Origin of the sequence: Phaeodactylibacter xiamenensis, from assembly GCF_000759025.1 — a bacterium.
In the GTDB taxonomy this organism is placed as follows: Bacteria; Bacteroidota; Bacteroidia; order Chitinophagales; family Saprospiraceae; genus Phaeodactylibacter; species Phaeodactylibacter xiamenensis.
The window spans coordinates 116059-129524 of sequence record NZ_JPOS01000079.1 but is presented as its reverse complement, the minus strand read 5'-3'; the positions used below and the strand labels follow the sequence as shown (position 1 = coordinate 129524).

9 protein-coding genes are annotated in these 13466 nt (G+C 51.7%); 1 reads left to right on the top strand and 8 read right to left on the bottom strand.

Features of this window, described 5'->3' with window-relative positions:
- Positions 1-55: 55 nt before the first annotated feature.
- Complete coding sequence (locus IX84_RS20575) at positions 56-1861, bottom strand: acyl-CoA dehydrogenase (protein ID WP_044225179.1); 1806 nt, start codon at positions 1859-1861, stop codon at positions 56-58.
- Positions 1862-1959: 98 nt separating this feature from the next.
- The gene (locus IX84_RS20570; protein ID WP_394333438.1) at positions 1960-3405 is read right to left on the bottom strand and encodes an aminoacyl-histidine dipeptidase; all 1446 of its coding nucleotides are present in this window, start codon (positions 3403-3405) and stop codon (positions 1960-1962) included.
- 362 nt (positions 3406-3767) lie between these two features.
- Between IX84_RS20570 and IX84_RS20565 the strand changes: the two genes are divergently transcribed.
- A complete protein-coding gene (locus IX84_RS20565; RefSeq protein WP_152605165.1) occupies positions 3768-4067 on the top strand; it encodes a hypothetical protein in 300 nt (99 codons plus the stop codon).
- Here IX84_RS20565 and IX84_RS20560 read toward each other — a convergent pair.
- The 6 genes from IX84_RS20560 to IX84_RS20535 form a co-directional block, all read right to left on the bottom strand.
- Positions 4064-5005, bottom strand: a complete 942-nt coding sequence (locus tag IX84_RS20560; RefSeq protein WP_044225170.1) for a class I SAM-dependent methyltransferase — start codon at positions 5003-5005, stop codon at positions 4064-4066. The two genes, IX84_RS20565 and IX84_RS20560, sit on opposite strands and share 4 nt — an antisense overlap.
- 68 nt (positions 5006-5073) lie before the next feature.
- Entirely contained in the window at positions 5074-6396 is a 1323-nt protein-coding gene (locus tag IX84_RS20555; protein WP_044225168.1) for a PDZ domain-containing protein, read from the bottom strand.
- A 118-nt stretch (positions 6397-6514) separates the two neighbouring features.
- A complete protein-coding gene (locus IX84_RS20550) occupies positions 6515-10165 on the bottom strand; it encodes an AAA family ATPase (RefSeq protein ID WP_044225165.1) in 3651 nt (1216 codons plus the stop codon).
- A gap of 23 nt (positions 10166-10188) precedes the next feature.
- Positions 10189-11412 (bottom strand): exonuclease SbcCD subunit D C-terminal domain-containing protein, encoded by a 1224-nt coding sequence (locus tag IX84_RS20545; RefSeq protein ID WP_044225163.1) that lies wholly within the window; start codon positions 11410-11412, stop codon positions 10189-10191.
- A 73-nt stretch (positions 11413-11485) separates the two neighbouring features.
- On the bottom strand, positions 11486-12214 hold the full coding sequence (locus IX84_RS20540) for a retron system putative HNH endonuclease (RefSeq protein WP_044225159.1): 729 nt from the start codon (positions 12212-12214) through the stop codon (positions 11486-11488).
- A 2-nt stretch (positions 12215-12216) separates the two neighbouring features.
- Positions 12217-13449: an AAA family ATPase gene (locus IX84_RS20535; protein ID WP_044225156.1), complete on the bottom strand. Its 1233-nt coding sequence runs from the start codon at positions 13447-13449 to the stop codon at positions 12217-12219.
- Positions 13450-13466: the final 17 nt, after the last annotated feature.

Here is a 13466-nt window from a genome sequence, read left to right as displayed (position 1 = left end):
CCGGTAAGCAACAAGGCTCACCGGGCGTTTTTTATTTACAGGCGCAGAGTCGGTCCTAGCAAATCAGCTCCTTCTCTTCCAGGATCGTCAGCACCGCTTCATCCATCAGGATTTGAGCCAGGCTGTCGACTTTCGCCAGTTCGTACTTGTAGAAAAACTTAAGGGTATGCACCTTACTTTCGTAGAAAGCCGTGGTGTACGTATCATCACCAGTGACGAGAGCCTGTTTGGCAGCAGTCGCCATTTTGAGCCATTGCCAGCCTACCACTACCGTGCTCATCATCTGCATGAAGAGGGTCGCGTCGGACAGGTAGCGCTCATACTGTCCTTTCATGGCGTAAGGCATCAGCTTGCCCAGTACTTTTTGCACCAGCTGTAATTTTTGGCCCAGCATGCCAGCGTAAGGCTTGAGCTCATCGTAGGTCAGTGCCGCTTCCATATCTTTTTGCACTTCGGCAGCCAGGTATTCCAGGGCTTTGCCTTTCTGCATCGTCACCTTTCGCCCCAGGAGGTCCTGCGACTGAATGCCAGTGGTGCCTTCGTAGATAGACATAATCCGGATATCTCTCAGGTATTGCTGCAACACGAAATCGGTGCAGAAACCGTAACCGCCCAGCACCTGCAGCCCATTGTCCACGGCTTCCCGGCACTTCTCAGATGGATAGGTTTTGGCAATCGGCGTGAGCAGTTCCAGCAGGAGGTAGTATTTTTCATGGTCTTCCCCTTCGGATACCATTTCCAGGTCATGGTACAGTGCCGTCTGATTAACCACGCTCAATGCCCCTTCGTATATAGCCTTTTGCAGAAGCAGCATCCGGCGTACATCCGGATGGTTGATGATGAGCGTCTGCTCTTCGGAGACATCCTTCGTGCCATCGTTTTTCAGGCGGCGGCCCTGCGGGCGCTCCTGTGCGTACTGCAGGGAAGCGTGATAGGCAGCCGAAGCGATAGATACCGCACCTCGCCCTACCGCGATCCGCGCCTCATTCATCATTTGGAACATGTACTTCAGCCCCTTATGCGGCTCACCTACGAGCCAGCCGGTAGACCCTTCATTTTCTCCAAATACCAGGTGGGTGGTACAGTAACCCTTTTGGCCCATTTTTTGGTAATCGCCTGCCGTGATGACGTCATTGGGTACCAGGTTGCCTGCTTCCGGGCGCTTTTTCGGCACCACAAACAGGGAGATACCCTTTGTCCCTGCCGGTGCGCCTTCGATGCGGGCCAGCACGAGGTGCACGAAGTTGTCGTTGTGCTCATGATCCCCTCCGGAGATGAAAATTTTCTGCCCTTTGATCCGGTAAGTGCCATCCTCCTGAGGGTAGGCGGTGGTGGTGATATCCGAAAGTGAGCTGCCTGCCTGTGGCTCGGTTAGGCACATGGTACCTCCCCACTGACCGCCCAGCATTTTGCCCACAAAGGTTTCGTTCAGCCATTCGTTGCCAAAGGCAATAATGAGGTGAGCAGCACCGGCGGTCAGCCCCAGGTAGCCCGGTATGTTATTATTAGCCGCCTCCATAATGTAGTAGGCTGCGTGGAATGCCATGCCCGGCAGTTGAAGCCCGCCGGCTTGCATATCGTAGGACGCGCCAATTACGCCCAGTTCGCCTCCTTTTTTCATCGCCTCCCCTACAGCAGGGTGCACAACGATTTTGCCATCCTTAAAGTGCGCCGGGGCTTCATCCATTTCCCGGAAGGAAGGGTATAAATCCTGATCGGAGAAATCCTTGATGGAGTCCAGAAAGATATCCACTGCATCCTTATCGTATTCCGCATAACGGGCATACTGAAAAAGCTGCGGCATATCGTGCACCTGATAAAGCTGAAAGCGCAGGGTGTCCATATTGACGTACTCGGCCATGGGTCTAACTCTTTTTTATAGGTAATGATTTTACCCGCATAATATCGGCATATTTGACCGGACACGCAATAAAATTTAGCGAAAATTCGCTAAAGTCTTTAAATCCGCTCCAACGCCCCTACCAAATACCGCCAAAACTTCTGCACCGAAGCAATATGCACCTGTTCATCGGGCGAGTGGGCGTGGTGGATAGTGGGCCCAAAGGAAATCATATCCAGCTCCGGCATGTGCTGACTGAGAATACCGCATTCCAGGCCGGCGTGACAGGCAGAGACCTTGGGGGCATCGTCGAAGAGGTCTTTGTACAGGCCTTCCATCGTGCGCATGATTTTGGAATCAGCATCAGGGGCCCAACCGGGGTAGTCGCCATCGTTGACCACTGTCGCACCAGCGGCTTCAAAGGCAGCGCGAACGGCAGCAGCCACATCATGCTTACCCGACTCAATGGAACTGCGCTGCAGGCTCTGCGTCACAAAGCTTCCGTCCTTCACGATGACTCTGGCCAGGCTGCTGGAAGTTTCCACCAGATTGGGAATATCGGGGCTCATGCGCCATACGCCATTCGGGACGGCGTAAAGAGCAGCGAGGACTTTTTCCTGGTCTTCCAGCCGCATGACCTTTTCGGGGAGGGTGGTTTCAGCCTGCTCAATCGTCATTCCGGGCTCAATAGCGGCAAACTCACTTAACATTTCCCGGCGGCGGGCTTCAAAGGCTTCCAGGAAGGCAGTCAGATGCCCGTTGGGAACCACCACTATGGCTACAGACTCCCGGGGAATGGCGTTGCGGAGGCTGCCGCCATCAATGGAGGCGATGCGGAGCCCATAGGGTTCACCGGTTTTGTACAGCAGGCGGTTCATTAGCTTATTGGCATTCGCCCGCCCTTTGTGGATATCCATACCGGAGTGGCCGCCTTTTAGCCCGCGGACAGTTAGTTGCAGGGCTGTACTGTTGACGGGTGGGGCTTCTTCCATGTAGTCCATTTGGGTATTGCTGTCAATGCCGCCTGCACAGCCAATAGTTAGTTCGTCGTCTTCTTCGGAATCCAGGTTGAGCAGGATGCTGCCCTCCAGCATGCTCGCATCGAGCCCCTTGGCACCAGTCATGCCTGTTTCTTCATCTATGGTAAAAAGGGCTTCAATGGGCGGGTGCTTAAGGTCATCGGCTTCCAGCACAGCCATGATGGCAGCCACGCCAATACCATTGTCTGCGCCCAGCGTGGTGCCTTCTGCGGTCACCCATTCCCCCTGTATGGTACTGCGGATGCCCTCAGTATTGAAGTCGAAGTCGGTGCCGGCATTTTTTTGATGCACCATATCGAGATGAGATTGCAGAATAACTGTGGGTCGGTTTTCCATGCCGGGCGTCGCGGGCTTTTTGATGACGACGTTACCCAGTTCATCGACCAGGGTGGGCAGTTTCAGGCTTTCGCCGAAGGCGCGCATGAAGGCAATGACCCGGTCTTCCTTTTTGGAAGGGCGGGGCACAGCGTTCAGGGCTTCGAAATTTTTCCAGATGGGCTTGGGCTCAAGGCTTAGGGTGGGAATTTGACTCATGGTATTTTTTGCTATTGTTGTCTTGTTCTTATGATTTAACAGCTTGGGGGGCTTGCAAGGTTCACGGAGGGGGTTCACGCAAAGGCCGCAAAGGGGGTCGCAAAGGCCGTGGAGGGGGTCACGCAAAGACCGCAAAGGTATTCGCAAAGGTCGCAGAGGCTTGCAACTAAGCATAGCTGCTAAGGATTCAGCTGCAACCGTTACCGGTTTCCCTCATTAGGATACCTCAAAAAGACGGTAAAAACGAAAAGACGGTCATCCAAAACGCCCAACCGTTGTTTTCAAAAATAACCTTACCGGCTTTACCGGTTATTCTCCGGGAATCTAGCAGAAAAAATCAAATTTCACTAATTATGGATGCGAGAACTTGTCCAAACTGCCAATACCGATACAGCCCCAAAGCGTACCTCAGCGGCATGCTATTCCGTAGCCTGGGGGACACCTGGCCCTGCCCGGAGTGTGGGACGGACCTCCGCTTTGACCGCAAACGGCGGTTGCTGGTAGCCCTTGGATTTACGGTATGGATGGGCGTGCTATTCCTGCTAAAGGAAGCTCTTGGGCTAAACGGTGCTCAAATTTTGTGGCTGCTGCCGCTTATCCCGTTTGGGGCGCTGTTTTACCTGTTGGACCGCTTCAGACGGGCGGCGTCCTAATGCTGCAACAACCAGCAGTGGTGAATCTTAGGATTGCGGAAATCCTTGGGGATGGTGGCGCCGGTGATGTCTTTGATGCGGCTGGCGTGCAACTTTTCCGGTTCCAGTTTAAACTTCCGGAAGTTGGTGGAGAAATACAGCAGCCCTTCCGGTGACAGGCGCTTCAGGCAGCCGTTGATGAGCTCGGGGTGGTCGCGCTGCGTGTCAAGGATGTCATACATAGCTTTGGAATTGGAAAAGGTAGGCGGGTCGAGTACGATGAGGTCATACATTTGCGCCACCGGCTGTTGCAGCCAGGCTTTGACGTCCGCGCGGACGTACTCATGTTGAGGCCCTGTGAGGTTGTTCTGCTCCAGATTTCGTTTGGCCCATTCCAGATAGGTATTCGACAAGTCGATGGTGGTGGTTGCGGTTGCGCCGCCCGCTGCCGCATAAACGGTAAAGGAGCCGGTGTAGGCAAAAAGGTTGAGTACGCGTTTACCTTCGGCCTGAGCACGGACGGCTTCCCGGGTGGGGCGGTGGTCCAAAAACAGCCCGGTATCCAGGTAATCGGCCAGATTGACGATGAACAGTAGCCCGTTTTCCTGTACGATGATTTCTGATTGCTGTTTGCTCAGCTTTTCGTATTGCTCCCGGCCTTTCTGAGGCTTGCGCTCTTTGTAGTAAATGTTGGCATTGGGCACCTCCAGGGCTTCGCTCAGTGCCCGGCGGGTGCCGGCCCGCCACAACCGGTAGGAATCCTCATCCATGCCGTGGTCTTTTTTGTACTCCGCAACGTGAAGATAGGCCTCGTACCGGTCTACCGCCAGAGGGAAGCTCGGCAGGTCAGCATCGTACACCCGGTAGCAGGTGATGTTTTTCTTACGCGCCCACTTGCGCAGGTGCTTGTCCATTTTGCGCAGGCGGTTGGCGAAGCTGTCGAAGTCAAAAGAACTCATACAAACGATTTGTGCCCAAGGTACTAATCAGCACCCTGGGCACAAAACACTTTTTCAAGGATGGTTCTTTACACCCGGTTAATCAGCAGTAATTGCTTAGTGGTGAGTTTGCCATCTTGCTGAATGGTCAGGAATAAATTCCCGGGCGTAGCGCCACTCAGGTCGATTTCCTCATCAAAATAGCCATCAAACTGATTGAGCTGCTGCTGATACACCACTCTGCCGGAGACATCTGTGATTTGCACGCTTACCGGTGCCTCCTCAGCGGCAAACTGTACCCGGATCAGTCCGTAGCTCGGATTCGGGAATGCCCGGTAATTGCCCAGCTCAAGGGTGCTTTCCGGTACGTCCATCGTCTCCTCAACAATAGCCGGCACTTCTTCTTCCACGCGCTCGCAGAGGTAGAATTTTGCGCCTAAATCCTTAATCATACCGCCCCGGTTGATAGTCAGCATAAACTCATCGCCGGGTTCATGCTTATTGCGTTCTTTGAGCAATTCAGCATTGCCGTTGACCTTCACCCCATCCATAGCCAGGATGACATCACCGGGCTGAACACCGTATTCCTCAGCCGGTGTACCACCGATAATATTGGTCACCTGCACGCCCTCGCCATTCGCGCCGGTACCGCCAACGTAGACACCGATAAACACATCACAGGGCTCCCGGTCTTCATTGAGCACCGTGCGCATGTATTCTTTCTCGCCCAGCACTACGGAAAGGGTCTGTGGCTGTCCATCGCGCAGCACCTGAACCTCCACCTGCTGCCCGGGCTCCAGCTTTTGCAAAACGCCACTCAGCCCATAGGTGCCATTGGTGGCATAACCGGCAATCGACTGAATCACATCGCCTTTCTGAATGCCGCCGACCTGCGCACCAGTCCCATCGACTACACCGCGTACAGCAACCCCTGCATTATCATCGGTACTGCCCGGATAAATACCTAAAAAGGCTTTGACCGCTTTGACTTTTTTGGTGCGGCTGTTGGGGTGTGGCCCACGGATGCGTTCCTCAATCACTTTCGTGAAATCGCCGGCATCCCCATTCATAAAAATGCGGACTTCCTCAATTTCTTCGTTTTCATCATCTGAATTGGCACGGCGGAAAAACAGGACTGGCTCATCGTCCGCCTCACCGGAAGGCTCCTCTCCCATGACCACCTGAATATCAACGGATACGGCTCCTTCATCTTCGGTCAGGGTTTCCAGGTAAGCTTCCGGATCTTCATCACCGGAGAGCCGCTTCTTAACCGTGGTTACGGTGCCGTCCTCGTGGGTTACGGTCTTGATTACAGTAATGGAACGATCGCCCTCCTGCGCCTGCAAAGGCGTGCTCAGGACCAGGCAAAAGGCACAGGCGGCCATAAAAAGATAGGTAAACTGCTTTTTCATAAACGTCGGGTGTTTTGATTTTTTAAATTAAATCATCGCCCGGAAGACGATTGATTTACCCAAAAAGTTACATACACCCGTATAGACAACCGATTATTTGGAGCGTTGCATCAGTTGTTCACCCCACCACCTGCACCGTACTAAACCCATTCCCCTGCTTCGTCACCTGCACCTGCGTAGCGATGCGCTCCTTCAGGGCTTTGACGTGAGAAATGATGCCAATGGTCTTCCCGCTTGCCTGCAGATTTTCCAGGGTGGCAATAGCCAGGTCGAGGGTATTTTCATCAAGTGTGCCAAAGCCCTCGTCAATGAAGAGGGATTGAATCTGCGTATCCCGCCCGGCCAGTTCGCTGAGGCCGAGGGCCAGAGCAAGGCTCACCAGGAAACTCTCGCCGCCGGAAAGGGTATTCATGGAGCGCCGGTTGTCGGCCTGATAGGTGTCTACGATGTCGAGTTCCAACGTATCGCCTTCCCGTTTTTGGATGAGGTAGCGCCCGTGGAGCTGCTGCAAGTGGATATTGGCCAGTTGTGTCAGCTTTTGCAGGGTGAGCCCCTGCGCGAACATCCGGAACTTCTTCCCGTCCGCCTGCCCGATGATGTCATTGAGGGCGGCCCAGCGTTGGTAGCCTTTGCGTTGTTGCGCCAGTTGTTCTGCCAGACCGGCGGCCTTAGCCTGTTGTGCCTGATAGCGGCGCTGTTGTTCTGTGAGTGCGCCCGTTCGCTGTTGCAAAGCAGATAAAGCTTCTGCGGCTTCTTCCAATGCCGTTTCCAGCTCGTCGGCAGGGCGGTCCGTGAGGGCGCGGGCTTTTTCCTGCTCCAGTTCGGCTTGTGTCTCTTTCAGGCTCTGTTGAAGCTGCTGTTGTTGCTGCCGCAGGGTTTCGGCCTCCGTTTCGAGGGACTGGGCTTCCGATTCGGTTAGTAAGGCAGACTGCGCAGTAGCGGCATCTTCGAAACCTGCGGAACGGGCGGCTTTGACCAGCTCGTCTTCAAATCCTTTAACTTTGGCAGACTGGCTGATTTGCTGTTCCTGCTTTTCCTTAAGGCTGGACTGGGTGGTAAGTACGGCCTGCTCTGCCTTGACGGCGGCGTCCTGTGCTTCGTCCCGCTGCGCTTCGGCCTGCTCCTGCTGTTCCTGTAGTGCCTGCCCCACCTTGACCGGGTCTTTGTCGCCAAATAAGGCTTCGCGTTCCTGTTGCAGTTGGGCAAGGGCTGATTGAGATTCCTTTACCGCAGCTTCCTGTTCCTGTACCACTGCCTGCCGTTCTTCCAGCTGCTGATTGAGCTGCTCCAATTGGGCTTCCAGCACGGCGGTTTCTTTTGCCAGGGCATCGGCTTCTCCTTTTTGGGCAGCCCAGGCTTCCCTGCGCTCTTCCAGGGTTTGAAACATGGCTTTAGCCGTCTTCAGCTCGAAGGCAAAACCGTGGGGCTCCAGCAGTTGATTGATGCGGGCGGTGCCTTCCTCAAATTGCCGGGCTTTTTCGGCCTGCTCCTGTTGCAATCGACCCACTTCGGCTTCCAGCAATCGCTGATCAGCGGCGGCATCATGGTAGCGGCGTTCGGCTTTTTCCAGGTCTGCCTTTATCGCATCCAGGGACTTCAGGACCTGGCTCAGGGTTTTTCGATCGGCCTGCCGCTGTTCCAGTTCGGCTTGTAAAGCGTTTAGCTCGCCACTCAGGGACGAAGCTTTCACCCATTGGCTTTCTTTGGGTTGAAGGGCAGCGATCTGCTCTTCATGGGCCACGAGTTGCTCGTACTGCTCCTGCAATTTGCCGGCAAGGTCTTTTTTCTCATCGCCCTGCAACTGCTCGATGCGCATTTCGATCTGCTGCTGCTCGGTAAGGAGCTGCCGTTGCTGCTGCTGGGCTTTTTCCAGTTGCGCTTCCGCACGCTTCAGGTCCTCCCGGGCTTCATCCACAAAGGGCTTCACTTCTTTTTCCCGGAAGGGGTGGTGAGTCGACAGGCAAAGCGGGCAGGGCTCGCCTTCTTCCAAATGGGCACGGTCTTTCTCATAGTTGGCAATAGCCTGCTGCTGCTCAAAAATCCGGCTGCGGTACTGCCGGGTTTTCTGCAATTGATCGATCTGATCGAGTGTACCCAGGACTTCGGCGTTCAGGATGCGGTCACGGGCCTGTAACTCCTCCAGTTCGGTTTCCAGACGACTGTAGGTCGCCAGCAGTTTTTCGTAATCCCGGCTGAGGGTTTGAAGTTTTTCCAGGCGGGTTTGCCGTTGGGTCAGACCGGTGATTTCCTCGTGCAGGCGGTCCAGCAGGGAGCTGGTATCGGTAGTGAAAGACTTGGGCGCCAGTTGATTAAACTGGCTCAGGGCATGATCTCTCTTTTGATTTAAATCATTGGCCTGCTGCTGCAGCGTGGACAGAGCGGCGGCACCTGTCTTCTGCTTATTTTCCTGCTGTTCCAGCTTTTTGCTGATGGACTGTTGTTCCTTGAAGCTGCCAGCCAGCTGTTTCCGTTGCTCGCGGATGCCGGGCAGGTCTTCGGCCAGTTTTGACCAGGAGGCGTGGGTTTCCAGCCATTGGCCAACCGATTCCGCCTTTTCTCTGGCCGTTTGCAAAGCGGTGGCTGTTTTTTGCTGTTGCTGCGTTGTTTTCTGCAGGTCCTCCCGGGCATGGGCAAGGGCTTGCTGCTGTTTTTCCAAAGTGGGGCGCTGACCGGCAATAGTCAGGTCCAGAGCTTTGACCTTTTCCAGCAGCGGTGCCTGCTTTTGCTGTGCTGCTTTGGCCGATTGGAGGGCATCTGCTGCTTCGGCACTGTTCTTTTTGGCCGCTTCGAGCTGTTGCTGCAAGGCTGGGAGGGCCTGTTCGTCCTTTGCGATCCCTTCGTTGAGGGACTGCAGCTGCCCGGTGGCGTCCTGCAGGCGCTGAATGGGCAATTGCAGGGGCAGAGCTTTGCGGTGGAGGGCAAGTCGCCCGGCTTTGGGCTGGAAAGCGGTGGATTGTTCTTCCAGGTCGTTGGCTTCTTGCTGCAGGCGTTGTTCTTTTTGCTGCAGTTTTTCCAGCTGAAGCAGCCAGTTGAGTTGTTCCCGGAGTTGCTGCTCTTCTGCCCGGCGGGATTTGACGGTATTTTGGAGTTCTTTTAATTGCTGATCAAGCGCAGCGGCTTCTTCTTCGGAAAGCAGGTCTAGCATTTCGAGCTCCTGTTCCAGGGCTTCCAGCCTCTGCTTTTCCAGTTTGTGGCGCTCAAAGGCGGCTTTACTAAGGTCAGAATAGATAGCGGTGCCGGTGATGCGCTCCAGCAGTTCGCTGCGGTCGCGCTCGTCTGCCTTGAGGAAGGCAGCAAAATCGCCCTGTGACAGCAGCACGGACCGGCAGAAGCGGTCGTAGTCCAGTCCTGTGATCTCAACGATTTTTTCATTGACCTCCCGTTTTTTCTCTCCGATGATTTCGAAGGCCTGCTTTTCGGCATTCCAGTGGGACAGTTCCCGGCGGGAGGGCTGCAGGGCACCCTCTGCTTTTTCATGCGCCCGCCAGATGCTCCACTTGCTGCGGTAGCGTTCCTGCCCGACTTCAAACTCCACCTCGGCCAGGCTTGTGCCGGCACCGTAGGACATGATTTCGCCTTCATCTGCCTTCCGGGGCACTTGCCCGTACAACGCCAGGGTGAGGGCATCAAGAATGGTGCTTTTGCCCGCGCCCGTATCTCCGGTGATGGCGAATAGCCTACTTTTAGATAAAGGAGCTTCGTTAAAGTCAAGCACCAGCATCGTGCGCAGTGAGTTAATATTCAGCAAGCGAATAGAGATGATTCTCATTGATTCTGATCCTATATTTAAGGCTATACTTTTTGTTCGGTCATCCAGGACTGCAACTCCCGGAAAGTAGCGAGCAGTTCGTCCATTTGGTCGGGCGGGCTGCCGTATTGTTCGCATTTCATTTTGAAGACTTCTTCGGCTTCCAGGGAATCGAGGTCGGGGGCGTTCTGCTGAGCCAGCTCCTGCCGTTGCGGGTAACGGGCCTGTATCTTCAGGATGGATGCGCCGCCGCCGTTGGCTTCCAGGGCGTCCTGCAAAAGGGTGCTCAGCTCCGGCACCATGCGGTCCAGTTCCACACTGACCTCAATCCAGGGCTCCAGCCCTTCCCGGTCTTTTTGGACGAAGCGGGACAGGCTTTCCAGCACTTCTTCCAGATTCCCGCTAATGCCCTTCAACCGCCGGAATACCGGCACCGGCAGGCTGCGTATCGTATCCAGCATTTTGCCAGACCATTCCAATACATAAATGGTTTTCTCGTCCTTCGTTTCACTAAAGCTCAGCGGGATAAGCGAGCCCGAGTACCGCACGTGGTCCAATCCACCCACCACTTGTGCCCGGTGGATGTGCCCCAGGGCGACGTAGTCAAACAGCTCCGGAAACTGCCGCGCCTCGATGTTTTCTGTATTGCCGATGTAGATGTTGTCCTGCCTGCCGGAAGCACCTGCCCCGGTGGCGTAGAGGTGCCCGGTCGCGATCACCGGCACGCCCGAGGTATCGAAGTGTTCCGAAATATAAGCCGCCCGGTCATCGTAGTGTTTTTTGATACCGGCGCGGATTTGCTCCACCCGGTCGTAGCCCGTTTCCCCGGCCACACTGTAGCGCAGATCGCGGTCGCGCAGAAAAGGGACCGCTGCGATGATCGCCTCTACCCTGCCGGCTTCGTCCTTCCAGACCACGATTTCCTCTGCTGCATATTCGCCTGCCGCGCCCACCACATGCACATTCAGTGCCTGCAACAGCTCCCGGGGCGCATTGAGCATGGCCGGAGAATCGTGGTTGCCCCCGGTGATCACTACGTGCCGACAGTTGGTATTCAGCAGTTTGCGCAAAAACTGATAGTATAGGCTGCGGGCGTAATTGGGCGGATTGCCAATATCAAAAATATCACCGGCAACAATAAGCCCATCGGCCTGCTCTTGTTCAATAGCCTGCAATAGCCAGTCCAGAGCCAGGCGGTGCTCTTCTTCCCGGTCGTTGTACAAGAGTTTCTGGCCAAGGTGCCAGTCGGAGGTGTGGATGATTTTCATTACCTAAGGGATAATTTCCCCTATGATAATCAAATTTCTTAGTCGCAAGATAATGTTAGTTGAAAATATACTGTTAAAAGCCAAAAAGGCTCTTAAGCATAGAATGATATCCTAGAAAAAATTTGTTCTTTTCATCAAGTAAATCTAAAACAAATTTTTCTCCTTCTTGAATCTCCGACTCTATCAGGCTCTCATAAGCAGCTTTTCTTGCCGAAACAAGCCCATCATCATTCAAATTGATCAAATCAATCATATAAGATGCCTTTCCTTTTATATCAGGCTCTATATTTCTTGCCGGTTTAATACGTCCTTCAACATCATACTCAAAGTAGCTTTCGATATTTTCATCCTCACAAGGATTTATATATTTTTCAGCGATAAATTCTGGCTTTTTATTTTTTTTATCCTTGTAATGACCGCAAAACTGATTCTTACCCTTTGAATCCTGGTCGGTTGAACAATCGTATCCATTGCAAGATACTGAAAGATTATCGTACTCAAATATCAGCTCTTTGAATTGAGACTTATTCATCAAGTGTTCAAGGTGACTATCTGAGTTGAGCCTGGTTTTATGAATCTCCTGCATACAGTAAATGCATAAACCCTTTTGCTCCCGCCAAAGATGCTCATGCAATGCTCTTTTTGCATTTGACCCAACTTTAATCCGTTCACCTGTCACCTTATCTTTTCGAGAAATTTTTGTGAGCTTATCCCAAGGTCTTTTTACTTTCAAGCTTTTTGCCTCTGATTTTAAGAATTCACTCCACTCATCACATTTATTTTCGTTTGAAACAAACCTCATTACTAATTTAGTTTTCTTTCCAGAACCTTAATTTGGTGATTAACTCTGATCATTGTAGGGTCTTTATCTCCTAAAATACGGATTAATTCATCCCTTCTCTTCGCTACATCATCACTATCATAATCATGAATATTTAGAAGTGAAACTAGGTCGTTAACTTTTTTATCTATTTCCCCATACCTCAACCTTGACACCCCCATAATCTCTTTTAGAATTCTGTTGGGTTCAACTCCTTTTGTATGTTTATTAAGTGTTTCCATATTTTCTATACTGATGCTCAAATTATTTGGCTCATCTACACTTTCTTCCAAGTTCAAAATAAATAAACTATTAGGATCAACGGAGGAAATTATATGAGGAGAATGCGTAGCGATAATAAACTGGGCATCGTACTTTTCAGAAACTCTTGCGTAAACATCAAATATCTGTTGTTGCCACTTTGGATGGAGCGATCGCTCGGGCTCATCAACCAAGACCACAGAATTGTAAGGTGTCACAACCTCTAAAAAAAAAGCTCTTGTAATTAATTCTTTCTCTCCCGTTGAAAGGTCAGATATTGGTATTTTGTCCGAATGTCTGTTTTTGAAATATACGAGAAAACTTTCTTTCCCTGCCTCCCACGAAGCATCAATGCTGCCAAATCTAACCCTAAGGTCAAAATCCTCAAATAGACTATCTAAAATATTTTGAACTTCATTATATGCATCTTTTGGGCTAACATTTTTATTAAAAATTAACTTTTTCACAAAAGAGAAAATAAGATTATTAACATTCTTGAAATCAAATTGCTCTGTGTTTAAAAATACAACTGAACTTTTCAATTTGGATATTGCCTCGACAAAAATTTCTTCTTTATCTTTAAAAATAATTTCTGTAGTTCCATTAGCCGTTAGGTATACTAGATTATCATCTGAATCTACATTTTTTTGTTTTTTTTCAAAAGCCGTTATATTTTTAAATAGACGGTAATTCAGACGGAGTGAAGCCACTGACTCTATTAACTTCCTGTTATCTTTTTCTGATCCAAATTCCGTTAAGATATCTACGTATCCTTTCCTATCTATCTTAGGGTCAACAACCATTTTATGGATAAACTCTAATAGAGATGTTTTACCACTGCCATTGACACCCGCTAACACGATTATTTTCTTGGTAGTTCCGTCTTCATTAGAAAAGTCTGCTTCAAAACCTTTAAACACTTTGTACTTATCAATTTTCAATTTTAACACTTCCATAGATATATGCTTTTCTT